The 22,377-nt window shown below is 68.6% G+C and carries 24 protein-coding genes and 1 tRNA gene; 14 read left to right on the plus strand and 11 right to left on the minus strand.

Going from position 1 to position 22,377, the window contains the following annotated elements; all coding sequences use genetic code 11:
• On the minus strand, positions 1–813 hold an 813-nt coding region (locus D3H34_RS28515), incomplete at its 3' end, for a TPM domain-containing protein (protein ID WP_119557922.1).
• A 12-nt stretch (positions 814–825) separates the two neighbouring features.
• A complete protein-coding gene (locus tag D3H34_RS28520; protein WP_434057717.1) occupies positions 826–1,425 on the minus strand; it encodes a LemA family protein in 600 nt (199 codons plus the stop codon).
• A gap of 47 nt (positions 1,426–1,472) precedes the next feature.
• On the opposite strand from D3H34_RS28520, the gene D3H34_RS28525 reads away from it, so the two are divergent.
• From D3H34_RS28525 to D3H34_RS28540, 4 genes are all read left to right on the plus strand, one after another.
• Positions 1,473–2,276 (plus strand): hypothetical protein, encoded by an 804-nt coding sequence (locus D3H34_RS28525; RefSeq protein WP_119557923.1) that lies wholly within the window; start codon positions 1,473–1,475, stop codon positions 2,274–2,276.
• A gap of 52 nt (positions 2,277–2,328) precedes the next feature.
• Entirely contained in the window at positions 2,329–2,781 is a 453-nt protein-coding gene (locus D3H34_RS28530) for a YybH family protein (RefSeq protein ID WP_119557924.1), read from the plus strand.
• 81 nt (positions 2,782–2,862) lie between these two features.
• The gene (locus D3H34_RS28535) at positions 2,863–3,861 is read left to right on the plus strand and encodes a YheT family hydrolase (protein ID WP_119557925.1); all 999 of its coding nucleotides are present in this window, start codon (positions 2,863–2,865) and stop codon (positions 3,859–3,861) included.
• A gap of 103 nt (positions 3,862–3,964) precedes the next feature.
• Entirely contained in the window at positions 3,965–4,513 is a 549-nt protein-coding gene (locus D3H34_RS28540) for a DUF2946 family protein (RefSeq protein WP_119557926.1), read from the plus strand.
• A 96-nt stretch (positions 4,514–4,609) separates the two neighbouring features.
• Here D3H34_RS28540 and D3H34_RS28545 read toward each other — a convergent pair whose 3' ends face one another.
• From D3H34_RS28545 to D3H34_RS28560, 4 genes are all read right to left on the minus strand, one after another.
• Positions 4,610–5,215: a c-type cytochrome gene (locus tag D3H34_RS28545; protein WP_119557927.1), complete on the minus strand. Its 606-nt coding sequence runs from the start codon at positions 5,213–5,215 to the stop codon at positions 4,610–4,612.
• 115 nt (positions 5,216–5,330) lie between these two features.
• On the minus strand, positions 5,331–6,755 hold the full coding sequence (locus D3H34_RS28550) for an efflux transporter outer membrane subunit (RefSeq protein ID WP_119557928.1): 1,425 nt from the start codon (positions 6,753–6,755) through the stop codon (positions 5,331–5,333).
• Positions 6,748–9,912: an efflux RND transporter permease subunit gene (locus D3H34_RS28555; RefSeq protein WP_119557929.1), complete on the minus strand. Its 3,165-nt coding sequence runs from the start codon at positions 9,910–9,912 to the stop codon at positions 6,748–6,750. The genes D3H34_RS28550 and D3H34_RS28555 overlap by 8 nt, the downstream gene beginning before the upstream one ends.
• A gap of 15 nt (positions 9,913–9,927) precedes the next feature.
• Positions 9,928–11,244 carry an efflux RND transporter periplasmic adaptor subunit gene (locus tag D3H34_RS28560; RefSeq protein ID WP_119557930.1) on the minus strand — a complete coding sequence of 439 codons (1,317 nt, stop codon included), beginning with the start codon at positions 11,242–11,244 and terminating at the stop codon, positions 9,928–9,930.
• 178 nt (positions 11,245–11,422) lie between these two features.
• On the opposite strand from D3H34_RS28560, the gene D3H34_RS28565 reads away from it, so the two are divergent.
• The 4 genes from D3H34_RS28565 (at position 11,423) to D3H34_RS28580 (ending at position 13,422) form a co-directional block, all read left to right on the plus strand.
• On the plus strand, positions 11,423–12,097 hold the full coding sequence (locus tag D3H34_RS28565; RefSeq protein ID WP_119557931.1) for a TetR family transcriptional regulator: 675 nt from the start codon (positions 11,423–11,425) through the stop codon (positions 12,095–12,097).
• A 43-nt stretch (positions 12,098–12,140) separates the two neighbouring features.
• A tRNA-Arg gene (locus D3H34_RS28570) sits at positions 12,141–12,215 on the plus strand.
• Between the two features lie 143 nt (positions 12,216–12,358).
• Positions 12,359–12,604: a hypothetical protein gene (locus tag D3H34_RS28575; protein ID WP_147400506.1), complete on the plus strand. Its 246-nt coding sequence runs from the start codon at positions 12,359–12,361 to the stop codon at positions 12,602–12,604.
• A gap of 89 nt (positions 12,605–12,693) precedes the next feature.
• Positions 12,694–13,422 (plus strand): glutathione S-transferase, encoded by a 729-nt coding sequence (locus D3H34_RS28580; RefSeq protein WP_119557933.1) that lies wholly within the window; start codon positions 12,694–12,696, stop codon positions 13,420–13,422.
• Between the two features lie 11 nt (positions 13,423–13,433).
• Here D3H34_RS28580 and D3H34_RS28585 read toward each other — a convergent pair whose 3' ends face one another.
• Positions 13,434–13,931 (minus strand): hypothetical protein, encoded by a 498-nt coding sequence (locus D3H34_RS28585; protein ID WP_119557934.1) that lies wholly within the window; start codon positions 13,929–13,931, stop codon positions 13,434–13,436.
• Positions 13,932–14,030: 99 nt separating this feature from the next.
• On the opposite strand from D3H34_RS28585, the gene D3H34_RS28590 reads away from it, so the two are divergent.
• Positions 14,031–14,951 (plus strand): LysR family transcriptional regulator, encoded by a 921-nt coding sequence (locus D3H34_RS28590; RefSeq protein WP_119557935.1) that lies wholly within the window; start codon positions 14,031–14,033, stop codon positions 14,949–14,951.
• The gene (locus D3H34_RS28595) at positions 14,948–15,499 is read left to right on the plus strand and encodes an RNA 2'-phosphotransferase (protein ID WP_119557936.1); all 552 of its coding nucleotides are present in this window, start codon (positions 14,948–14,950) and stop codon (positions 15,497–15,499) included. The genes D3H34_RS28590 and D3H34_RS28595 overlap by 4 nt, the downstream gene beginning before the upstream one ends.
• Before the next feature lie 11 nt (positions 15,500–15,510).
• Here D3H34_RS28595 and rsmI read toward each other — a convergent pair whose 3' ends face one another.
• Entirely contained in the window at positions 15,511–16,464 is a 954-nt protein-coding gene (gene rsmI, locus D3H34_RS28600) for a 16S rRNA (cytidine(1402)-2'-O)-methyltransferase (protein ID WP_119557937.1), read from the minus strand.
• A gap of 49 nt (positions 16,465–16,513) precedes the next feature.
• On the opposite strand from rsmI, the gene D3H34_RS28605 reads away from it, so the two are divergent.
• The 3 genes from D3H34_RS28605 to D3H34_RS28615 all read left to right on the plus strand — a co-directional run bounded on the left by D3H34_RS28605 (position 16,514) and on the right by D3H34_RS28615 (position 18,408).
• The gene (locus tag D3H34_RS28605) at positions 16,514–16,882 is read left to right on the plus strand and encodes a YraN family protein (protein ID WP_119557938.1); all 369 of its coding nucleotides are present in this window, start codon (positions 16,514–16,516) and stop codon (positions 16,880–16,882) included.
• Positions 16,883–16,969: 87 nt separating this feature from the next.
• Positions 16,970–17,617, plus strand: a complete 648-nt coding sequence (locus tag D3H34_RS28610) for an SIS domain-containing protein (protein WP_119557939.1) — start codon at positions 16,970–16,972, stop codon at positions 17,615–17,617.
• Positions 17,614–18,408: a BON domain-containing protein gene (locus tag D3H34_RS28615; protein WP_119557940.1), complete on the plus strand. Its 795-nt coding sequence runs from the start codon at positions 17,614–17,616 to the stop codon at positions 18,406–18,408. Before D3H34_RS28610 ends, D3H34_RS28615 begins: the two co-directional genes overlap by 4 nt.
• Before the next feature lie 30 nt (positions 18,409–18,438).
• Here D3H34_RS28615 and D3H34_RS28620 read toward each other — a convergent pair whose 3' ends face one another.
• The 3 genes from D3H34_RS28620 to D3H34_RS28630 are packed head-to-tail and all read right to left on the minus strand — an operon-like array spanning position 18,439 to position 21,613.
• The gene (locus D3H34_RS28620; RefSeq protein WP_119557941.1) at positions 18,439–19,347 is read right to left on the minus strand and encodes an NAD(P)-dependent oxidoreductase; all 909 of its coding nucleotides are present in this window, start codon (positions 19,345–19,347) and stop codon (positions 18,439–18,441) included.
• Positions 19,348–19,407: 60 nt separating this feature from the next.
• Entirely contained in the window at positions 19,408–20,544 is a 1,137-nt protein-coding gene (locus D3H34_RS28625) for a PilT/PilU family type 4a pilus ATPase (RefSeq protein WP_119557942.1), read from the minus strand.
• A gap of 25 nt (positions 20,545–20,569) precedes the next feature.
• A complete protein-coding gene (locus tag D3H34_RS28630; protein WP_056576373.1) occupies positions 20,570–21,613 on the minus strand; it encodes a type IV pilus twitching motility protein PilT in 1,044 nt (347 codons plus the stop codon).
• A gap of 51 nt (positions 21,614–21,664) precedes the next feature.
• Between D3H34_RS28630 and D3H34_RS28635 the strand changes: the two genes are divergently transcribed.
• Positions 21,665–22,366, plus strand: a complete 702-nt coding sequence (locus D3H34_RS28635) for a YggS family pyridoxal phosphate-dependent enzyme (RefSeq protein WP_119557943.1) — start codon at positions 21,665–21,667, stop codon at positions 22,364–22,366.
• Positions 22,367–22,377: the final 11 nt, after the last annotated feature.

A 22,377-nucleotide genomic window follows, 5' to 3' on the forward strand; every position in this document is an offset into this window, starting at 1 on the left:
GCCCCATCCACCACCACCCCGGCCGCCGCGACCGGGGCCGAATCCGGCGAGGCCCGAGAACAGCGAGACCACCAGGGCGATCAGCCCGGCGATCACCGCGATGACCGTGCTGGTCGTGAGGAAGAACGCGACCACGCCGATGCCGCCACCCATGGCGACCGAGCCCATCGTCTTGCCCAGGATGGCGCGCGCGATCGGCGCGCCGACGAAGACACCGACGAACAGGAAGATCGCGAGGTTCTCCCAGTCGAAGCCGTCGTTGCCGCCTGAACTGCCGCCGCTGTTGTTGCGCGAGGGCTCCGGCAGCGGTTCGCCGTCGACCAGGCCGATGAGCCGATCCACCGCCGCGTTGAGGCCGCCCGCGAAGTCGTTGTTGCGAAAGCGCGGCTTCATCTCCTCGTCGATGATGCGCGCCGCCGCGAGGTCGGGCACCGCGCCTTCGAGTGTCTTGGCCGTGGCGATGCGCATCTTGCGATCGTCCTTGGCGACGATCACGAGGAGGCCGTCGCCCACGCCCTTGCGGCCGATCTTCCAGGCGTCGCCCACGCGCTGCGCGTAGCTCGCGATGTCTTCGGGTGCCGTGGTCGGCACCATCAGCACCACGATCTGCGAACCCTTGCGCTGCTCGAAGGCCGCGAGCTTGGTTTCGAGGCCCGAGCGCTGCGCGGCGTCGAGCGTGGCGGTCTGGTCGATCACGCGCGCGGTGAGCGCGGGGATCGGCAGCAGGCCTTGCGCCAGCGCTGGCAGGCCGGCCCATGCAAGGGCTGCGACGACGATCGCAGCCAGTGCGCGGCGGATCAGGGCTGCGGCCATCGGCGCCGCTTCTTACTTCTTCGGGGTGCTGAAGTCGACCGTGGGCGGTGTCGAGATCTGGGCTTCGTTCTGCACCGAGAAATTCGGCTTCGGCTTGTAGCTGAAGACCATGGCCGTGAGATTGGTCGGGAAGCTGCGCGCGAGCACGTTGTACTCCTGCACGCTCTCGATGTAGCGGTTGCGCGCCACGGTGATGCGGTTCTCGGTGCCCTCGAGCGTCACGCGCAGATCACGGAAGGCCTGGTTGGCCTTGAGTTCGGGATAGCGCTCCGACACCACCATCAGCCGTGACAGCGCCGACGAGAGCTCGCCCTGCGCCTGCTGGAACTTGTTGAAGGCCTCGGGGTTGTTGAGCGTCTCGGGCGTCACCTGGATCGAGGTGGCCTTGGCGCGCGCCTCGATCACCTTGGTGAGCGTGTCCTGCTCGAAGCTGGCTTCGCCCTTCACGGTGGCGACGATGTTCGGCACGAGGTCGGCACGACGCTGGTACTGGTTGAGGACCTCGCTCCAGGCCGACTTGCTGGCCTCGTCGAGGGACTGGAACTGGTTGTAGCCGCATCCGCTGAGGGACAGGACGGCCGCGAGAATCAGGACCCAGCGCTTCATCATCATTTGCATTACCTCCGCAGAAGGAGGCCGAAGTTAGCATAGATGGGGTCATGGCCCTCGATCCTCTCCAAGCCCTGCAGGCCGCGAACCGCGCGGTGCCTCCCGCTGCCGCGCCGCCCGTCGGCACGCTGCTGATTGCGGGCGCGACCGGCGCGCTCGGGCAGGAGCTGCTGCACCGGCTCGCCGGCCGCCACCGCTTCAGCCGCACGCGCGTGCTGGCGCGCGAGCCCATGCACGACGGGCTGCCCGGCGTCGAGACCGTGCAATGCCCGGCGCTTCCCATCGCGCAGTGGCCGCCGGTCGCGGCCGATGTCGCGGTGGTCGCCTTCGATCCGCCGCGCCTGTACCACGGCCGCGAACGCGCACTGTGGCACCCCGATCCCGCCGACCTGCCCGAACTGGCGCGCTGGCTGCGCGCCTGTGGCGTGCGCACCCTGGCCATCGTGCAGCCGCACGACCGCGGCCGCCTGCCCGAGGCGCTCAAGCGCGGACTGGCCAGCCTGGACGAGCAGGCCGTGGTCGCCTGCGGCTTCGAGCGCGTGATCCTGCTGCGCTCGGCGCGCAAGCCGGCCGCTGTGCACCTGGCCAACGTGGGCGAGCGGCTGGCGGCCTGGATGCTGTCGATCATGCGGTTCATGGTGCCGGCCAACGAGCAGCCGGTGCGTGCGCCCAAGATGGCCGAGCTGGTCGACCTTGCGCTGCGAGTCGCCCCGCCGGGCGTGCATGTGGCCGCGCCCGAGATGGTGTGGCAGGCCGCGCAGGGCGCCACCGAGGCGGCGGCGCGCCAGTGGCTGATTCCCGCTGCGGCCCTCGAAGTACCCACTGTCCAGACGCCCGCTGCCACATGGCCGTGACATGGGCAGGGCAGAATCCGGCCTACCCCCTCCGCTCTCGCCCTTCACCGCCATGCCCAAGACCCCTTTCCGCTCCGCCGCGGCCATCGGCGGCACAGCCGACGATGTCGAGGCTGCCTTCTATGAAGCCCTGCAACGCGGCGATGTCGACGCGCTGATGGCCTGCTGGGCCGACGAAGACGAGGTTTTCTGCGTGCACCCGGGCGGGCCGCGGCTGGTGGGGGCGGCGGCGATCCGGGCCGCCTTCGAGCAGATGTTCGCCAACGGCTCGATCCACGCCACACCCGCGCGCGTGCGCAAGATCGAGTCGCTCGCCAGCGCCGTGCACAACGTGCTCGAGCGTATCGAGGTGCTCACGGCCGAGGGACCACGCCATGCCTTCGTGCTGGCCACCAACGTCTATCACAAGACCCCGCAGGGCTGGCGTATGGTGGCGCACCACGCGAGCCCGGGCAGCGCGCACGCGCCGGACGACGCGAACGAAACGCCGCAAGTGCTGCACTGAGTCCCGCACCGATCGATGTCGTTCTTGCCTACTTCTTCTTCATTTGCTCCGGCCTCCCCATCGTCGGCGGTGCGTTCCGCCATGGGCTACACCGCGCCGCACTGGCTGCCCGGCGGCAACCTGCAGACCATCTGGGCTGCGCTCTGGGCACGCCGCTTCGACGGGCCGGCACCGGTGTACCGACGCGAACGCTGGACCGCGCCGGACGGCGATTTCATCGACGTCGACTTCGCCGACGCACCGCAGCCCGGGCCCCGGCCGCTGCTGGTGCTGTTCCACGGGCTCGAGGGCTCGTCGCGCAGCCACTACGCCGAAGCCTTCGCGGCCTTTGCCGCGTCGCGCGGCATGGCCTTCGCCGTGCCGCACTTTCGCGGCTGCAGCGGCGAGCTGAACCTCGCGCCGCGCGCCTACCACTCGGGCGACCACGAGGAGATCGACTGGATCCTGCGGCGCATGCACGCGCAGCATGTGGTGCAGGGCGGTGGCGGCCCGGTGCTGGCGGCCGGGGTCTCGCTGGGCGGCAACGCGTTGCTGCGCTGGGCCTGCGAGGCGGGCGAGACCGCGCGGGCGTCGGTGGAGGCGGTGGCCTCCGTGTGCGCGCCGCTCGACCTCGCGGCGGGCGGCGAGGCGATCGGGCGCGGCTTCAACCGGCTGGTCTACACGCGCATGTTCCTGGCGACCATGAAGCCCAAGGCGCTGGCCAAGCTGGCGCAGTTCCCGGGCCTGTTCGACCGCGACCGGCTGATGGCGGCGCGCGATCTCTATGCCTTCGACGACGTGTTCACGGCGCCGCTGCACGGCTTTCGCAACACCGACGACTACTGGGCGCGTGGCTCGTCCAAGCCGCTGCTGGGCGCGATCCGCGTGCCCGCGCTGGTGGTGAACGCCCGCAACGATCCCTTCATTCCGGCCCGCAGCCTGCCCGGTCCGGGCGAGGTCGGCTCGCACGTCACGCTGTGGCAGCCCGAAGGCGGCGGTCATGTGGGCTTTCCGCTCGGCCTGCCGCCGGGGCATGTGGGCGGCATGCCCGAGCGTGTAGGCGGATGGCTGGCCCAGTTCACCTCACTGAACCACTCGTGAGGGCCGCCGCGCCCGGCCGCCCGAAGCGGCCGGCCCGCCCCCGGTAGGGGGAAGGCGAAGCGACACGACGTGCGCGCAGCCTGGGGGCGAGCAAAATAGCACCATGGATGACATCGTCAAACAGGCATTGGCCAAGTGGCCGAACGTGCCGCACTGCTACGGCTGGCTGGGCCTGGATGCGCGCGGCAACTGGTACATGCGCGACGACCGCACGCAGGCGCAGGGGCCGTTTCGCAGCGCCAAGGGCTCGATGCTGCGGCACGACAAGCTGATCGAATTCATTCACCGCAACTACGAGCACGACGCCGAAGGCCAGTGGTTCTTCCAGAACGGGCCGCAGCGTGTATATGTGGAACTGGAGGCCGCGCCGCTGGTGTGGCGCGTGGCGCAGCAGGGCGCCAACACCTTCACAGTCACGGCCCACACGGGCGCGCCGGCCGAGGTGACGGGCTGCCTGCTCGACGAGGAGGGCCGGCTCTACCTGGCCGCGCCGGCGGGGCTCGGGCTGGTGCACACGCAGGACGTCGGCATCGCCGCCGAAGCCGTGGAGCAGGGCCTCTGGACGCCGGAAGCGGTGCAGGCAGCCGATCTGCCGGGGCGCTTCGGACATGTGTTGAGCCCGGCGGAACGCCATGCAGCTGCGGCTGGGTAGCTATTTAAAAGATAGCAATTCGGATCGCCCGGGCATAAAAAAACCGGCCTCGAAGCCGGTTTTTTCATGAGGCGCGAAGCGCCGTCGATCACATAGTTACTTGGCAGGCGCGCTGGCCGCAGCCGAAGCACCTTCGGCGGGCGCCGCAGCCGCTGCCGGACGGTCCGGCACCGGGAACTTGGCGCCACCGGCGTTGGCCAGGTAGACCACGGCACGGCCGATTTCGATGTCTTCGAAGTCGCCGCCGCCCTGTGCGGGCATCGCGCCCTTGCCCTTGAGCGCGTGCTCGAGCAGCGTGGCGTAGCCCTGGCCGATGCGCGGGCCCCAGGCTGCGGCGTCGTTCAGGTGCGGGGCGCCGGGGATGCCGGGAGCGCCGTGGCAGGCCACGCACTGGGCCTTGAACACGGCGTCGCCGGCGGCCAGGGGCCGGTTGGCGTCGCGGATCTCGATGGAGCCGACCTTCTTGAGGCGCTCGGCCACTTCACGGTCGCGCGATTCCTTGGTCACGCCGTAGAGCGCCATGTTGTCGCCCTCCGCGGTACCGGCGGGCTTGTTGCCCGAGACCACATAGGACACGAGGCCCACGATGATCAGGATCGGAATGATGAAAGAGAAAAATACCGCGAGCAGCAGTTGCTTCGGGTTCTTGATCGGGCCGGTATGGGCTTCTTCTGTGGCCTGGTTGTGCGGGTCTGCGCTCATGGCGTCCTCAATAACGGGGGGCTCGTCGGGGGCTTTTTCTAACCAACCGGCGATTATAGAGAGGCCCTTTGCCCGTGCGGGCAATTGACCTCCCCATATCGGACGCGCAGGTGTCTCAACCGTTGTTGCGTGTGGCCCAGCCGCCACCCAGCGTCTTGTACAGCGTGACCTGGTTCTGCAGCTGCAACAGGCGCGTGGCCACCGCCGATTGCTGCGCCGTGAACAGCGAGCGCTGCGCGTCGAGCAGGTCGAGCGCGCTGGCGATGCCGTTGCGATAGCGCAGGTCGGAGAGCTTGTAGCGCACCGCCTCGGCGTCGGCCTGCGCGGTCTGCGCGCGTGCCTGCTCGCCCAGCGTGGCGCGGCCCGCGAGCGCATCGGCCACTTCGCGGAAGGCGGTCTGGACCGACTTCTCGTACTGCGCCACCGCGATCTCACGCCCGGCCTTGGCCGAGTTGAGCCCCGCGATGTTGCGGCCCGCGTCGAAGATCGGCAGCGTGACCGTGGGCGCGAAGCTCCAGGCCTTGGTGCCGCGATCGAACAGGTTCGAGAACTCGCTGCTCGCGGTGCCGATGGAACTCGTCAGCGACACACGCGGGAAGAAGTTCGCGCGCGCCGCGCCGATGTTGGCGTTGGCGGCAATCAGCTGCTGTTCGGCCGCGCGGATGTCGGGCCGCTCGGTCAACAGGTCGGAGGGCAGGCCGGCCGGCACATCGGGCATCGGGCGGATGCCCGCCAATCCCTTGGCACCGCCGGCGGTGGCCTCGGCCGGCACCGGCGCACCCAGCAGCAGGGCGAGCGCGTTCTCGTCCTGCAGGCGGGCGCGCTGCTGCTGCGCATAGGCGGCGCGTGCGGTCTCGGCCTGCGAGTTCGCGGCCTGGAAGTCGATCTCGGACGACACGCCGTTGTCGAAGCGCAGCTTGGTCAGGCGCACCGACTCGTCGCGCGTGACCATGGTCTGGCGCGTGATCTCGAGCAGTTCGTCGTCGGCCAGCAGCGTGAGCCAGCCGCTGGCGACTGCCGCGACGAGGCTGATCTGCGCGGCCTTGCGCGATTCTTCGGTGGCCAGGTACTGCGACAGCGCCTGGTCCTTCAGCGCGCGGATGCGGCCGAAGAAGTCGAGCTCCCAGGCCGTGAAGCCGAAGTTGACCGCGTACTGCGAGGCCACGCTGCCCTGCGTCGGATCGATCGCCTGGTACGCGTTGGGGCTCGAGCGCGAACCCGTGCCCGTGAGGCCCAGTGCCGGGAACAGCGCCGAGCGCTCGATCTGGAACTGCGCACGCGCCTGCTCGATGTTGAGCACCGACACGCGCAGGTCGCGGTTGTTCGCCAGCGCCGTCTGGATCAGGCCCGCCAGGCGCGGGTCGGTGAAGAAGTCCTGCCAGGGCAGGGCGGCCGCGGCCTGACCCGACGGCTGCGCCGGGTCACCCGGGTAGGTGGTCGGCACCGGCGCCGCGGGGCGCTCGTAGGTCGGGATCAGCGAGCAGCCTGCCAGCAGCATCGCAGCCGCCAGCACGGTGGGAATCAGTGGTTTCTTAGTCATGTGTGTGGTCTCCCGTGATGCCGGCAGCTTCCGCATGCCGCTTGTCGGCCTCGTGCTGGCGCGCGCTGCCCTTGAACAGCGTGCGCACCACCACGAAGAACACCGGAACGAAGATCACGGCCAGGATCGTGCCGGTCACCATGCCGCCGAGCACGCCGGTGCCGATGGCGCGCTGGCTTGCCGAGCCTGCGCCCGAGGCCAGGACCAGCGGCACCACGCCCAGGCCGAAGGCCAGCGAGGTCATGATGATGGGACGGAACCGCAGGTGCGCGGCCTCGAGCGCGGCCTCGACCGCACCGCGGCCCTGCGCCTGCAGGTCTTTCGCGAACTCGATGATCAGAATCGCGTTCTTCGCGGACAGGCCGATGATGGTGATCAGGCCCACCTGGAAGTACACGTCGTTGGAATAGGCGCGCAGCATCGTCGCCACCAGCACGCCCAGCACGCCCAGAGGCACCACCAGGATCACCGACAGCGGGATCGACCAGCTCTCGTACAGCGCGGCCAGGCAGAGGAACACCGCCAGGATCGCGAAGCCGTACAGGATCATGGCCTGCGAGCCGGCGAGCTTTTCTTCACGCGACTGGCCGGTCCACTCGAAGCCGAAGCCTTGCGGCAGCTGGCTGGCGAGCTTTTCCATCTCGGCCATGGCCGCGCCCGTGCTCTGGCCCGGCGCCGCGTCACCGCTGATGCGGATCGCGGGGTAGCCGTTGTAGCGCACCGTCTGCGTGGCGCCCGAGACCCACTTGGTGGTCGCGAAAGCCGACAGCGGCACCGGCTGGCCCTTGGTGTTGGTGGCGTTCAGGCGCAGCAGGTCGTCCGGCTGCATCCGTGCCGGCGCATCGGCCTGCACCACCACGCGCTGCAGGCGGCCGCGGTTCGGGAAGTCGTTGATGTAGCTCGAACCCAGCGAGGTCGACAGCGCGTTGTTGATCGCGTCGAAGCTCACGCCCAGGGCGTTGGCCTTGTCGCGGTCGATGTCGATCTGCAGCTGCGGCGCGTCTTCCAGGCCGTCAGGGCGCACCTGCGCGAGGATCTTGCTCTGCGAGGCCATGCCCAGCAGCTGGTTGCGCGCGTTGATCAGCGCCTCGTGGCCGGCGCCCGAGCGGTCCTGCAGCCGGAAGCTGAAGCCGCTGGCGTTGCCCAGCTCGGGAATCGGCGGCGGGCTCAGCGGGTAGATGAAGGCGTCGCGGATGCCCGACAGCGCACCGAAGGCACGGCCGGCCAGCGCGCTGGCCGAGTGGGCCGGGTCCTTGCGTTCTTCCCAGTCCTTCAGCGTCACGAAGGCGAGGCCCGCGTTCTGGCCCTGGCCGGAGAAGCTGAAGCCCATCACGCTCACGATGCTCTGCACTTCAGGCTGCTTCAGGATGAAGCCTTCGACCTGCTGCATCACCGACAGCGAGCGCTCTTGCGTCGCGCCCGGGGGCAGTTGCACGTTCACGATGATGTTGCCCTGGTCTTCCTCGGGCAGGAACGAGCTCGGCAGGTGCGTATAGAAGTACGCCACCGCGCCGATGATCGCGGCGTAGATCACGAGGTAGCGTGCGGCGCGCTTCAGGATGCGCGCGACCATGCCTTCGTAGCCCTTGGCCGTGCGCGAGAAGCCGCGGTTGAACCAGCCGAAGAAACCGCTCTTCTCGTGGTGATGGCCCGCTTCCACCGGCTTGAGCAGCGTGGCGCACAGCGCCGGCGTGAGCGACAGCGCCATGAAGGCCGAGAAGCCGATCGAGGCCACCATCACCGCCGAGAACTGGCGGTAGATGTTGCCGGTCGAACCTGCGAAGAAGGCCAGCGGCACGAACACCGAGATCAGCACCACGGTCACGCCGATGATGGCGCCCGAGATCTGCTGCATCGCCTTGCGCGTGGCCTCGAGCGGCGAGAGCCCCTCTTCGCTCATGATGCGCTCGACGTTCTCCACCACCACGATGGCGTCGTCCACCACGATACCGATCACCAGCACCATGCCGAACATGGTGAGCACGTTGATCGAGAAGCCCAGCGCGAGCAGCGTGGCGAAGGTGCCCAAGAGCGCGATCGGCACCACGATGGTCGGGATGATCGTGTAGCGCCAGTTCTGCAGGAACAGGAACATCACCAGGAACACCAGCGCGATGGCTTCGAACAGCGTCTTCACCACTTCGGAGATCGAGATCTGCACGAAGCGCGAGCTGTCGTACGGAATGTCCCACTTCACGCCCTTGGGGAAGTAGCGCTCCAGCTCGGTCATCTTGGCGCGCACGGCCTTGGCCGACTTCAGCGCGTTGCCGGTCGGCGTGGGCTGCACGCCGATACCGACCGCCGGCACGCCGTTCAGGCGCGCGGAGGTGGCGTAGTTCTGGCCGCCGAGTTCGACGCGCGCCACGTCCTTCAGGCGCACGGTCGAGCCGTCGGTGTTGGCGCGCAGCACGATGTTCTGGAACTCCTCGACGCTGTGGAGCTGGCCGTTCACCGTCACCGTGGCGGAGATCGCCTGGCCGGGAATGTTCGGCAGGTCGCCGAGCGTGCCCGAGGCCACCTGCGCGTTCTGCGCGCGGATCGCGGCATTGACGTCGTTGGCCGACAGGTTGAAGCCCTGGAGCTTCGCCGGATCGATCCAGATGCGCATCGCGTTCTCGGAGCCGAACAGCTGGGCCTGGCCCACGCCGTCGATCCGCTGCAGTTCCGGCACGATGTTCCGTGCGGCATAGTCACCGAGCGCCACCGGGTCGAAGTCGGGGTTGTCCGAAGACAGCATCGCGAACAGCAGGAAGTTGTTGCGCGACTTGTCCACGCGCACGCCCTGCTGCGTCACGGCCGAGGGCAGCCGCGGCGTGGCGCGCGAGAGCCGGTTCTGCACGTCCACCTGCGCGAGGTCTTCGTTGGTGCCGGCCTCGAAGCTGATGGTGATGGCGCCCGTGCCGTCGGCCTGGGCCACCGATTCCATGTAGATCAGGCCGGGCGAGCCGTTCATTTCGCGCTCGATCACGGACAGCACGCTGTCCTCGAGCGTTTGCGCGGACGCGCCGGGGTAGGCGACGTTGATCACGATGGCCGGCGGGGCCACCGGCGGGTACTGCGAGATCGGCAACTGCGTGATGGCGACACCGCCCACCACGATGATGAACAGTGCGATCACCCACGCGAAGATCGGTCGGTCGATAAAGAATTTGGCCATGCGAGGCGCTCCTGATTACTTCTTGTCAGCCGGGGCCGAAGCCGGGCTGGCGGCGGGGGCCGCGGCAGACGCTGCCGCAGCCGCCGGTGCTGCCGGTGCTGCCGGTGCCGCCGCAGGGGCAGCCGCGCCGTTCGGCGCCGGCTTCTGCCACGGCACCGCCTTCACGGGCGTGCCGGGCGGCATCATCTGCAGGCGCTGGAAGCCGTCGACCATCACCTGTTCGCCGGCCTTGAGGCCGTCGAGCACCACCCACTGGTTGTCCTTGGCGGCGCTGATCTTCACGGTGCGCTGGCTCAGCTTGCCGTCGGCGCCGACCACCGTCACGTGGTCACCCTGCTGGGTGCGCGTGACGGCCTGTTGCGGCACCGTGATCGCGTTCGTCACCTGCGCCTGCTCGAGCTTCACGCGCACGTACAGGCCCGGCAGCAGCTCGCCCTTGGGGTTCGGGATCTCGGCGCGCAGCGTGACCTGGCCCGTGGTCGGATCGACCGTGAGGTCGGAGAACAGCAGCTTGCCGTCCTGCGCGTAGTCGGTGCCGTCTTCCAGCACCACGCGAATGCTCGCGGCTTCTTCGCCGCTGGCACGCTTGTACTGGCCGGCGGCCACGGCGCGGCGCAGCTTGAGCACGTCGGAGGCCGATTGCGTGAAGTTCACGTACAGCGGGTTGATCTGCTGCACCACGGCCAGCTCGGTGGCGTCGCCCTGGCCGACCAGTGCGCCTTCGGTGACCAGCGCGCGGCCGATGCGGCCCGCGATGGGCGAGGTGACATCAGCATAGCCCTGGTTGATCTTGGCGGTCTGCAGCAGCGCGCGGTTGGCGGCCACGTCGGCTTCGGCCGTCTTGGCGGAGGCCACGGCCGTCGCGTATTCCTGCTTGCTCACGGCGTTGGCTTCGACCAGCGGCTTGTAGCGGTCGGCCAGTGCCTTGGCCTGCACGGCGTTGGCTTCGGCGCGGGCCAGAGCGGCCTGGGCGTTCTGCGTGGCGGCCACCAGCGGAGCGGGGTCGATGCGGAACAGCAGCTGGCCGGCCTTCACGTCGCTGCCTTCGCGGAATTCGCGCTTGAGCAGGATGCCCGGCGTGCGGGCGCGCACCTGGGCGATGCGCGAGGCTTCGAGGCGGCCGGGCAGCTCGGTCACGAGGCCCACGTCGGTGGGCTTGACCACCACCACGCCGACTTCAGGCGCCGGATGGCCACCACCGCCGCCACCCGGGCCGGCCGGGGCTTCGCTCTTGCCGCAGGCGGCCAGGAACAGAAGGGAGACGAGGGCCACGGTCGCGAGACGCGGCGAAAACGACAAGGACGGTTGACGCGAGACATGCAGAAGAGGCATGTGATTCCTTTGATGCGAAGACGGGAGATGGCGCGTTTGCGGGGAGATCCGTAAACCAGCACGGGCAGATGGGCCATCCGAGAAGCGCGCTAGTTTACATACATTCATGGATGTATAGTGACAGCCATGCAATGGCCCCACGATACGCAAAGGGCGTTCGCTTTACAAATCAGGAGACTTGGTGGCACGTCGTACGAAGGAAGAAGCACTGGCGACGCGGAATCGATTGCTCGATGCCGCGGAGTTGCTGTTTCAGGCGCAAGGTGTTTCGCAGACCACGCTGCAGCAGATCGCGCAGCAGGCCGGCGCGACGCGCGGCGCCATCTACTGGCACTTCAAGGACAAGGCCGACCTGTTCAACGCCATGATGGAGCGCGTGATCCTGCCGCTGGAAACGCCGCCCAAGAGCGACGTCCCCGGCGGCGGCGACGACCCGCTGGCCGAGATCGAGGAGGGCATGGTCCACGCGCTGACGCTCATGGTCGCCGACCCGCAGGTGCGGCGCGTGTTCGACATCGCCACCCACAAGGTCGAGTACACGCATGACATGGCCTCGGTGCAGCAGCGCCACCTCGACGCCCGCAACGCCTGCGTGGTCGATTTCGAAAAGGCTCTGCGACTGGCCGCGCGGCGTGCGCGCATCCGGCTGCCGGTGCCCGGCGCGATCGCAGCGCAGGGCATGCACGCGCTCATCGGCGGGCTGATCCAGAACTGGCTGCTCGACCCCACCGCCTTCGACCTCGTGCCGACCGGCCGGCGCACCTTCCGCGTCTACCTGGCCGGGCTCGGTTTCCCGCGCCCGACGGCCGGCAGCGTCCCGGCGGCGCAGGACACCGAAACCGCCTCGGCTTGATAGGCCATAATGCGTGGCTCCGGTGCATTCCGGAACACCCTCTCTCGCTGTATTTCAACGGATAGAATTCGGCCCTCCGAAGGCTGAGATCCAGGTTCGATTCCTGGCGGCGGGACCATCTTCAAGACCGGAAATTCCGCAAGGGCTTCCGGTTTTTTCACTTCTTCCCCGACCCGGTTGGCCTTGCCCGACAAGTCCGAGCCGGAGATCCGCGCGACCGGGCCATGACGCGCCGTTGCATCCCGTCGCCCGGACGTATGCATGCAAGAAATTCCCCTCATGATGGAGTTCACCGATCTGGACGAAACCAGCCTTGCAGCCCACGCCGCCGAATGGCGCCGGCGTGCGCTGCGCGGCGAGAAGCAGGCTCGTGGCATTGCACATGCCCTGGAGGCCGAGATGCGGCGCCGCTTCGGCGATTCGATTCCCCCGAGCCAGAGCGCCGATCTCGACACCCGCCCGCTGGCCTTGCGCCAGCCGGAGCGCCCGTGGTGGAAGTTCTGGTGAGCGGGCGGCGCGTCTTCGCAGACTGATCCGACATCCCCCGTAGCCGGTCGCCGGTTGCAGCGCCCCGCCGGCCCTGACACCATGGCCGCATGGCATACCAACTTCACTACTGGCCCACGATCCAGGGCCGCGGCGAATTCGTGCGGCTCGCACTCGAGGCCGCGGGCGCCGACTACGTCGACGTCGCGCGGCTGCCCGCCTCGCAAGGCGGTGGCGAGTCCGCGCTGGGCCGGCGGCTTGGCGACCCCGACAACCCGCGCGCCGCTTTTGCGCCGCCGTTCCTGATCGACGGCGACATCGTCGTCGGCCAGACCGCCGCGATCCTGCTGTACCTCGGCCCGAAGCTCGGGTTGGCCGGCATCGGCGAATCCGACGGCCTGTGCACCCACCAGCTGCAGCTCACCATCGCCGACGCCGTGGCCGAGGCGCACGACACCCACCACCCGATCTCGACCGGCGACTACTACGAAGACCAGCGCGACGCCGCCGTGCAACGTGCGCGTGCCTTTCGCGAGGCGCGCATCCCGAAATTCCTGAGCTGGTTCGAGCAGGTGCTGCAGCGCAACCCCTCGGGCGATCTGCACCTGGTTGGCGACGTGCTGACCTATGCCGACCTGTCGCTGTTCCAGCTGGTCGACGGCCTGCAGTACGCCTTTCCCAAGGCCGCTGCGCGAGCGCTGGCCGCCACGCCTTCGGTCGTGAAGCTGCACGCCAACATCCGAAGACGCCAGCGCGTGCACGACTACCTGCAGAGCCCGCGCCGCATCGCGTTCAACGAGGACGGGATCTTCCGGCGCTATGTGGAGCTGGACGGCTGAGGGCTGTCGCCTCAGGTGACGAGTGCGGCAGCGTCCTGCCATGCGGGCAGCCGCACCAGGCCCGCGACGGTCACCGGCTTGCGCTGCGGGCCGAACAGATACCGGTGGGGCACGATGCCTTCCAGGTGACGCAACACATCGCTGCGGTCGTCGATGAAATGCGTGATGTGCAGCTCGCGGCAGTGGTCGGCCTTCTGCGGTCGCTGGAGACAGAAACGCAGGTTGGCGGGCGCGATGCCCGTGCGCTCGAAGAAGCGGTGGTGCCGCAGCCAGGCACGACTCTTGGCCTGCACGCTCGGGCCGCATTTCGAGACCAGCCAGACGCGGCCTTCGAACCTGTCCACCAGCGGTCCGACCGCATCGAACATGCCTTCGTAGGGCGGCGTGCGCAGCGCATCGTCGAGCGAGCCGCCGATGAACGAGGTGTCGGCGCCGTCAGCGTCCTCGGGCGCGATCAGCACGCGGCCGATGTCGATGCCGAGCCGGGGAAGTGAATGTGTGTTTTTCATTTCTTGTTCCTTGTGTCTTGAAGAAGCAGCCGGATCGTAGAAATGAAAGCGATCACCAGGAACTACTGATATTGGATGGTCTATCCATAAAATGGATAGATGGACATCCCCCGCACCAACCTCGATGCACTGCAGTCCTTCGCGGTGTTTGCCGACACGCTCAACTTCAGCGAGTCGGCGCGGCGGTTGCACCTCAGCCAGCCCGCCTTGCATGCGAAGGTGCGCAAGTTGTCTGAACAGCTCGATGCGGCGCTGTACGTGCGGGTGGGCCGTGCGCTGCAACTGACGCCGCTCGGTGAACAGGTCGCGCGGCACGCGCGGGAGCTGTTGACCCTCAACCAGCGTTTCGTCAAGGGCTTGGCCATGGGGCAGGACACGCCGGTCGTCACGCTGGCCGCCGGCGAAGGTGCGTACCTCTACCTGCTGGGCAAGGCGCTGTCGCAGTTCTCCGGGCCGGGTGCTTCGCCGCACCTGCAACTGCTCACGCGCAACCGCGACGAAGCGATCCAGGCGGTGCGATCCGGGCAGGCGCAACTGGGCATCGCGCCACTCGGCACGGTTCCTGCGGACCTGCGGGCGCTGCGCCTGACGTCCGTGGGACAGGTGCTGGTCGTCCCCCGCACGCACGCGCTGGCCGCGCGCAAGTCAGCGCGCCTGCGGGACCTGAAGGGGGCGCAGCTGATCGTGCCGCCGGCGGGCAGGCCGCACCGCGAACTGCTGGGCCGGCTGCTGCAGGCCGAGTCGGTGCCGTGGCAGCCCTCGCTCGAAGCCAACGGCTGGGAATTGATGCTGCGCTTCGCGCAGTTGGGCTTCGGTCTCACGGTGGTGAACGCCTGCTGCCGCATCCCGAAGGAACTGGTCGCCATTCCCTTGCAGGGCTATCCGCCGCTCGAGTACCACGTGTTCCATGCCGCCGACCGGCCATCCACGGCGCACGAGCAGCGCCTCAAGGATGCGCTGCTCGCCCATGCCGACCATTGGCAGGCGGCCCATCCATCCACCGCACGAAAGGCGTCATGACTCCTGAAGATGCGAGCAAATTCATCGCCTATGTGCTTCGGCATGCGCCGGAATCCATCGGCTTGCACCTCGACGCCGAGGGGTGGGCCGGCATCGACGATCTCGTCGCAGGGGCCGTGGCAGTGGGCCGTGATCTGACGCGGCCGGACGTTGTGCGCGCTGTCGATTCGGGTGCGAAGAAGCGCTACGAGCTGTCGGGCGACGGGTTGCGCATCCGTGCGCTGCAGGGGCATTCCACGGCGCAAGTCAGCCGCAGCTTCGATGCGGTGGCGCCGCCGGTGCTGCTGTTCCACGGCACGGCGACACGCTTTCTGGCGGCCATCCGTGCGCAAGGACTGCTGCCGGGTGCGCGGCAGCATGTGCACCTGTCTGCCGACGAGGCGACGGCGGTTCAGGTGGGGCAGCGCCATGGCAAGGCATGGGTACTGCGGGTGGACGCTGGCCGCATGCACGCGTTGGGCCATGCGTTTCATCGGGCTGAGAACGGCGTCTGGCTGACGGCGTGTGTGCCGCCGGAATTCCTGTCGGAGCCGGAGCGCGACGCGTAGCCGCAACCTGCCTACTCGCCGTCCGCGCCGTTGCGAATGCGCAGCGCCAGCTCGTACAGCGTGTTGCGGGGCGCGCCGCTGATCTCGGCGGCCAGCTTCACGGCGGTCTTCACGGGCAGTTCCGCCAGCAGCAGGCGCAGCACGCGTTCGCCTTCCGCGCCGCCGTCGCCACTCACCGCGACGGGGTGCAGCACCAGGGCGAACTCGCCGCGCGTGCGGTCGCGGTCGGCGCCGAACCAGTCGGGCAGTGTGCTCGCGGCCACGGTGGCGATTTCTTCGAACTGCTTGGTGAGCTCGCGGCCCACGGTGATGCGGCGCTCGCCCAGCACGGCCAATGCGCGAGCCAGGCTTTCAATGCGGTGCGGTGCTTCCAGCAGCACCACGGCGCGCGGCTCTTGTGCAAGGGCCTGCACGGCGGTGTCACGCTCGCCGGCCTTGCTGGGCAGGAAGCCGGCGAACACGAAGGCGCTGCTGTTGTGCGTGTTGCTCTCGCTGCCGTCGGCCACCAGCCCGGCGGCGCTCACGAGCGTGACGACGCTGCTGGCGCCGGGCAGCGGCAGCACGCGCTGGCCGGCCGCGCGCACGGCGGCGGCCAGGCGTGCGCCGGGATCGCTCACGCCGGGCGTGCCGGCGTCGCTCACGTAGGCGATGCGTTCACCCTGCGCGAGCCGCGCGACCACGGCCTGCGCGGCTTCGGCTTCGTTGTGCTGGTGCACCGCGAGCAGCCGCGCGCCGGGGCGGTCGATGCCGTAGGCGCGCAGCAGGGTCTGCGTGTGGCGCGTGTCCTCGCAGGCGATGACGTCCACCAGCTGCAGCACATGCAGCGCGCGCAGCGTGATGTCGGCCAGGTTGCCGATCGGCGTGGCGACGACGTAGAGCGTGCCCTGCGGATAATGCTGCGCGCCCGCGGCGTCGTGCGCGGCTGCGAGGGCGGCGCCGAAGGAGGCGGGAGCGAGTGAAGCCAAGGGGTTTCTCCGTCGGAACGAACAAGAAAGAAGATCGGGGCAGGGAGCCATGAAGACCACCACCACGAAGCGTCGCGGCGACGCGGCGGAAGACGCCGCGCTCGACCACCTGCAGCAGGCCGGCCTGGCGCTGATCGCGCGCAATTATCGGACGCCCGGGCGCGGCGGCGGCGAGATCGACCTCGTCATGCGCGACCCGCGCGGCGGCGGCACGCTGGTGTTCGTCGAGGTTCGACAGCGAGGCACAGGCACGCATGGCGGTGCCGGCGGCAGCATCACCGGCGCGAAGCAGCGGCGCATCGTGTTCGCCGCGCAGCACTACCTGAGCCAGTTGCGCACGACGCCGCCGTGCCGGTTCGACGTGGTGCTGATCGAGGAGAAAATCACCTGGTTGCAGGCCGCTTTCGATGCGGCCTGACGCTGCCCCCGCAGGGAACCGAAGCCCTGTTCGAGGCTCCATCACTCAAACGTCTTGTTTCACGACCCCCAGTTATCATCGCGCCCCATGCTCGAGCAACGGATTCAGCAGCACTTCATCGACAGTGCCGACCTCAAATACCAGACCGGCCCGGTCCTCAGCAAACCCATCTCCCAGGCCATGCAGGCCCTGCTGGCCTGCGTGACCAGCGGCGGCAAGGTGCTGGCCTGCGGGGCTGGTGTGTCGGGCCTGCTGGCCGCGCAGTTCGCCTCGAATTTCGTGGGCCGCTTCGAACGCGAGCGGCCCGAGCTGGGCGCCATCGCGCTGCCCGGCGATACCACCGACCCGGCGGCCGACAGCCCGCAGGCCGCCGATGCCGACCGCTTCGCGCGCCAGGTGCGCGCGCTCGGCCAGGCCGGCGACGTGCTGCTGGTGCTCAGCGCCAGCGGACATTCGGCCGCGGTGCTGGCCGCCGTGCTCGCTGCGCATGAACGCGACATGACCGTGGTGGCGCTGCTTGGCAACGCCGCCACCGGGTTGGCGGCGGCTGCGGCCGGTGCCAGCGCCAGCGGCACCGGCGGAACCATCGGCCGCGCGCTGCGCGAAACCGACGTCCAGATCAGCGTGCCGCACGAGCGTGCGGCACGCATTCACGAAATCCACCTGCTCGCGCTGCACTGCCTGTGCGACGGCGTGGATGCCCAGTTACTCGGAGAACAGGAAGTTTCCTCATGACCATGACGACCCTGACCAAGGCCTCGACTCAACGTTTCGCTCTGGCGCTGACCCTCGGCGCCGCCCTGGTGGCCGGCCTGTCCGCCTGCGTGCCGCTCGTCGTGGGCGGCGCGGCCGTGGTGGGCGTGGGCATGGTGGCCACCGACCGCCGCAGCTCGGGCGCCCAGCTCGACGACCAGGGCATCGAGCTGCGTGCCGCGGCCCGCGTGCGCGACATCGCCAACGACAACATGTACGTGAGCGTCACCAGCTTCAACCGCCAGGTGCTGCTGACCGGCGCCGTCGGCAACGACGCCGACCGCCGCCGCGTCGAGGACGAGGTGGCCCGCGTCGTCAACGTGCGTTCGGTGGTGAACGAACTCACCATCGGCGCGCCGAGCACCTTCCAGGACCGCTCGAACGACCTGTACATCACCGGCAAGGTGAAGGCCTCGCTGCTCGACGCCAAGGACATCTTCGCCAACTCCTTCAAGGTCGTGACCGAGCGCGGCACGGTCTACCTCATGGGCATCGCCACCCGCCGCGAGACCGACCGCGCGACCGAGATCACGCGCGGCGTGACCGGCGTGGCCAAGGTCGTGCGCGTGGTCGAGGTGGTGAGCGAGGCCGACCTCGCTGCGAGCCAGGCGGCCAACCAGTCGGCCGCGCAGCGCGGCGGCACGGGCCCTGCGCCGGTGAGCAACGCCACGCCATCGACGCCGGCTGCTTCCTCGGGTTCGCGCGTGCCGCTGCCGCCGATGGAGCCGCTGCCGGCGCCGTCCGGTGGTGCGACCACTTCGCCGGTCCGCTGAAACCAAAAAGCCCGCTTCCGCGGGCTTTTTTCATTTGAGCCGGATGATCAGGCTGGATGTGTCCCAGCGCCTGCCGCCGGCCTGCTGCACGTCGGCATAGAACTGGTCGACCAGCGCCGTCACCGGCACGCGCGCACCGTTGCGCTTGGCTTCGTCGAGCACCAGGCCCAGGTCCTTGCGCATCCAGTCGACGGCAAAGCCGTAGTCGAACTTGCCGTTGATCATGGTCTTGCCGCGGTTGTCCATCTGCCAGCTCTGGGCGGCGCCCTTGCCGATGACTTCGAGCACGGCTTCCATGTCGAGCCCGGCGCGCTGGCCGAAGGCGATGGCCTCCGACAGGCCCTGCACCAGCCCCGCGATGGCGATCTGGTTGACCATCTTCGCGAGCTGGCCCGCGCCGCTGGCGCCCAGCAGCGTGACCGCGCGTGCGAAGGCCAGGGTGACCGGCTTGATGCGTTCGAACACGGCCGCGTCGCCGCCGCACATCACGGTGAGCGCGCCGTTCTGCGCGCCTGCCTGGCCGCCCGACACCGGCGCGTCGATGAAGTGCAGGCCGCGCGCCTGCGCCGCCTTCGACAGCTCGCGCGCCACGTCGGCCGAGGCCGTGGTGTGGTCGACCAGCACCGCGCCCGGCTTCATGCCGGCGAGGGCGCCGTCGTCGCCCAGCACCACCGAGCGCAGGTCGTCGTCGTTGCCGACGCAGCAGAACACGATTTCCGCACCGGCCGCCGCTTCGCGCGGCGTGGGGGCGTGGCGGCCGGGTGCGCCGAACTCGGCGACCCAGGCCTGCGACTTGGCGGGCGTGCGGTTGTAGACCGTGACCGTGTGGCCGGCCTTGGCCAGGTGCCCGGCCATGGGCCCGCCCATGACGCCGAGGCCGAGGAAGGCCACCGTCTGGGCGGGAACGGATTCGTAGGTGCGGGGGTTGATGCTGCTCATGGGCTACAGCTTAAAGGCAAAGAAAGCCGGCGCGCCCCGCAATGCGCTGGCGGGGCGGCCTCAGACGATGGCGAAGTGTTCTGTGCCGGCGGCGAGATCGGTGCTGCGCGCACGCTGGCTGTTGAGCTTGATCTGCAGCCGCAGGTCGTTGGCCGAGTCGGCGTTGCGGATCGCCTCTTCGAAGCTGATCGCGTTGCCCTCGAACAGGTCGAACAGCGCCTGGTCGAAGGTCTGCATGCCCAGGTTGCGGCTCTTCTTCATGATCTCCTTGATCTCGCCGACCTCGCCCTTGAAGATCAGGTCGGAGATCAGCGGCGTGTTCAGCAGCACCTCGACTGCTGCCACGCGGCCCTGGCCGTCCTCGGTGGGCACGAGGCGTTGCGACACCAGCGAGCGCAGGTTCAGCGACAGGTCCATCAGCAACTGCGCGCGGCGCTCTTCGGGGAAGAAGTTGATGATGCGGTCGAGCGCCTGGTTGGCGCTGTTGGCGTGCAGCGTGGCCATGCACAGGTGGCCGGTCTCGGCGAAGGCCACGGCATGCTCCATGGTCTCGCGGTCGCGGATTTCACCCATCAGGATCACGTCGGGCGCCTGGCGCAGCGTGTTCTTCAGCGCGGCTTCCCAGCTGTCGGTGTCGATGCCCACTTCGCGCTGCGTCACCACGCAGTTCTTGTGCGGGTGCACGAACTCGACCGGGTCTTCCACCGTGACGATGTGGCCGTAGGAGTTCTCGTTGCGCCAGTCGATCATCGCGGCCAGCGTGGTCGACTTGCCCGAGCCCGTGGCGCCCACCAGGATGCACAGGCCGCGCTTGGTCATCGACACGTCCTTCAGCACCTGCGGCATGCCCAGGCCGTCGATGGTCGGCAGCTTGGCGGGAATGGTCCGCAGCACCATGCCGACCTTGCCCTGCTGCACGAAGGCATTCACGCGGAAACGGCCGATGCCGGTGGGCGAGATCGCGAAGTTGCACTCCTTGGTGCGCTCGAACTCCGCCGTCTGGCGGTCGTTCATGATCGAGCGCGTGAGCGCCAGCGTGTGCTGTGCGCCCAGCGCCTGCTGCGAGACCTTGGTGACCTTGCCGTCGACCTTGATCGCGGGCGGAAAGTCGGCGGTGATGAACAGGTCGCTGCCGTTGCGGCTCACCATGAGCTTGAGCAGGTCGTTGATGAACTGGCTGGCTTGATCGCGTTCCATGATGTCGGTCCTGTGCGGGCTGTGATCAGCCGGGGAAGTTTTCTGGGATCTTGGCTTTGCCGCGGGCTTCTGCTGCGGAGATGGTGTTGCGGCGCACCAGCTCCGTCAGGTTCTGATCGAGCGTCTGCATGCCCGAGCCCTGGCCGGTCTGGATGGTGGAGTACATCTGCGCCACCTTGGCCTCGCGGATCAGGTTGCGGATGGCCGGCGTGCCCAGCATGATCTCGTGCGCCGCCACGCGGCCCTGGCCGTCCTTGGTCTTGCACAGCGTCTGCGAGATCACCGCCTGCAGCGACTCCGACAGCATCGCGCGGATCATTTCCTTTTCCTCGCCCGGGAACACGTCGATGATCCGGTCGATGGTCTTGGCGGCAGACGAGGTGTGCAGCGTGCCGAACACCAGGTGGCCCGTTTCGGCCGCGGTCATCGCGAGGCGGATCGTTTCCAAGTCGCGCAACTCGCCCACCAGGATGGCGTCCGGGTCTTCGCGCAGGGCGGAGCGCAAGGCGTTCGAGAACGACAGCGTCATCGGTCCCACCTCGCGCTGGTTGATCAGGCACTTCTTCGATTCGTGCACGAACTCGATCGGGTCTTCCACCGTGAGGATGTGGCCGTACTCGTTCTCGTTGAGGTAGTTGACCATCGCCGCCAGCGTGGTCGACTTGCCCGAGCCCGTGGGGCCTGTCACCAGCACCAGACCGCGCGGCTTGAGCGCGAGTTCGCCGAAAATCTTCGGCGCGTTGAGCTGCTCCAGCGTGAGGATCTTCGAAGGAATGGTCCGGAACACCGCCGCCGCGCCGCGTGCCTGGTTGAAGGCGTTCACGCGAAAGCGCGCGAGGCCGTCGATCTCGAACGAGAAGTCGACCTCCAGGAACTCTTCGTAGTGCTTGCGGTGCGTGTCGCTCATGATGTCGTACACCATGGCATGCACCGCCTTGTGGTCCAGCGCATCGACGTTGATGCGGCGCACATCGCCGTTCACGCGGATCATCGGCGGCAGGCCGGCCGACAGGTGCAGGTCGGACGCTTTGTTCTTGACGCTGAACGCCAGCAGTTGGGTGATGTCCACGGGGCTCCTCAGGCGGGTTTTAGTGACGTTTTGATACGAATTCGGAAGATTATGACGATGATTGGCGACGACCTCCAGCAAGTAAGGGCCCGGATCGACAAGGCCTGTGCAGACGCCGGGCGCGACCCGTCGGCGGTGCGCCTGCTGGCGGTGTCCAAGACCTTCGGGCCCGAGGCGGTGCGCGAGGCGCACGCGGCCGGGCAGGCGGCCTTCGGCGAGAACTACGTGCAGGAGGGCCTGGACAAGATCGCCGCGCTGGCCGACCTGCGCGCGGGGCTCGAATGGCACTGCATCGGCCCTCTGCAGAGCAACAAGACGCGGCCCGTGGCCGAGCAGTTCGACTGGGTCCACAGCATCGACCGCCTGAAGATCGCCGAGCGCCTGTCGGCCCAGCGGCCGGCCCATCTGCCGCCGCTGCAGGTGTGCCTGCAGGTCAACGTGGACGGCGGTGCGAACAAGTCCGGCGTGCCGCCGGAGGAGGCCCTGGCGCTGGCGCGCGCTGTGGCGGTCTTGCCACAACTGACGCTGCGCGGGCTCATGGCGATCCCCGAGCCGGCGGCAGATTTCGCGGCGCAGCGCGAGTTGTGCCTGCGCGCGCATGCGCTGTTCGAATCGATCCGCGCAGAGGGCATCGCGCTGGACACGCTCTCGCTGGGCATGAGCGCCGACCTCGAAGCCGCGGTCAGTGCCGGCAGCACGATGGTGCGCATCGGCACGGCGATCTTCGGCGGGCGGGCGCGCAAGCCGGCCTGACGCCCCCGGCG

Source organism: Acidovorax cavernicola (assembly GCF_003581445.1).

Excerpts from the sequence above, each read along its gene's own strand:
- D3H34_RS28575 (WP_147400506.1), top strand. The coding sequence starts at position 12,359 with ATGCAAGAAATTCCCCTCATGATGGAGTTCACCGATCTGGACGAAACC.
- D3H34_RS28605 (WP_119557938.1), top strand. The coding sequence starts at position 16,514 with ATGAAGACCACCACCACGAAGCGTCGCGGCGACGCGGCGGAAGACGCC.
- D3H34_RS28560 (WP_119557930.1), bottom strand. The coding sequence starts at position 11,244 with ATGCCTCTTCTGCATGTCTCGCGTCAACCGTCCTTGTCGTTTTCGCCG.
- D3H34_RS28580 (WP_119557933.1), top strand. The coding sequence starts at position 12,694 with ATGGCATACCAACTTCACTACTGGCCCACGATCCAGGGCCGCGGCGAA.
- D3H34_RS28615 (WP_119557940.1), top strand. The coding sequence starts at position 17,614 with ATGACCATGACGACCCTGACCAAGGCCTCGACTCAACGTTTCGCTCTG.
- D3H34_RS28555 (WP_119557929.1), bottom strand. The coding sequence starts at position 9,912 with ATGGCCAAATTCTTTATCGACCGACCGATCTTCGCGTGGGTGATCGCA.
- D3H34_RS28590 (WP_119557935.1), top strand. The coding sequence starts at position 14,031 with ATGGACATCCCCCGCACCAACCTCGATGCACTGCAGTCCTTCGCGGTG.
- D3H34_RS28610 (WP_119557939.1), top strand. The coding sequence starts at position 16,970 with ATGCTCGAGCAACGGATTCAGCAGCACTTCATCGACAGTGCCGACCTC.
- D3H34_RS28530 (WP_119557924.1), top strand. The coding sequence starts at position 2,329 with ATGCCCAAGACCCCTTTCCGCTCCGCCGCGGCCATCGGCGGCACAGCC.
- D3H34_RS28625 (WP_119557942.1), bottom strand. The coding sequence starts at position 20,544 with ATGGAACGCGATCAAGCCAGCCAGTTCATCAACGACCTGCTCAAGCTC.
- D3H34_RS28585 (WP_119557934.1), bottom strand. The coding sequence starts at position 13,931 with ATGAAAAACACACATTCACTTCCCCGGCTCGGCATCGACATCGGCCGC.
- D3H34_RS28550 (WP_119557928.1), bottom strand. The coding sequence starts at position 6,755 with ATGACTAAGAAACCACTGATTCCCACCGTGCTGGCGGCTGCGATGCTG.
- D3H34_RS28535 (WP_119557925.1), top strand. The coding sequence starts at position 2,863 with ATGGGCTACACCGCGCCGCACTGGCTGCCCGGCGGCAACCTGCAGACC.
- D3H34_RS28520 (WP_434057717.1), bottom strand. The coding sequence starts at position 1,425 with ATGATGATGAAGCGCTGGGTCCTGATTCTCGCGGCCGTCCTGTCCCTC.
- D3H34_RS28525 (WP_119557923.1), top strand. The coding sequence starts at position 1,473 with ATGGCCCTCGATCCTCTCCAAGCCCTGCAGGCCGCGAACCGCGCGGTG.
- D3H34_RS28540 (WP_119557926.1), top strand. The coding sequence starts at position 3,965 with ATGGATGACATCGTCAAACAGGCATTGGCCAAGTGGCCGAACGTGCCG.
- D3H34_RS28595 (WP_119557936.1), top strand. The coding sequence starts at position 14,948 with ATGACTCCTGAAGATGCGAGCAAATTCATCGCCTATGTGCTTCGGCAT.
- D3H34_RS28620 (WP_119557941.1), bottom strand. The coding sequence starts at position 19,347 with ATGAGCAGCATCAACCCCCGCACCTACGAATCCGTTCCCGCCCAGACG.
- D3H34_RS28545 (WP_119557927.1), bottom strand. The coding sequence starts at position 5,215 with ATGAGCGCAGACCCGCACAACCAGGCCACAGAAGAAGCCCATACCGGC.
- D3H34_RS28635 (WP_119557943.1), top strand. The coding sequence starts at position 21,665 with ATGACGATGATTGGCGACGACCTCCAGCAAGTAAGGGCCCGGATCGAC.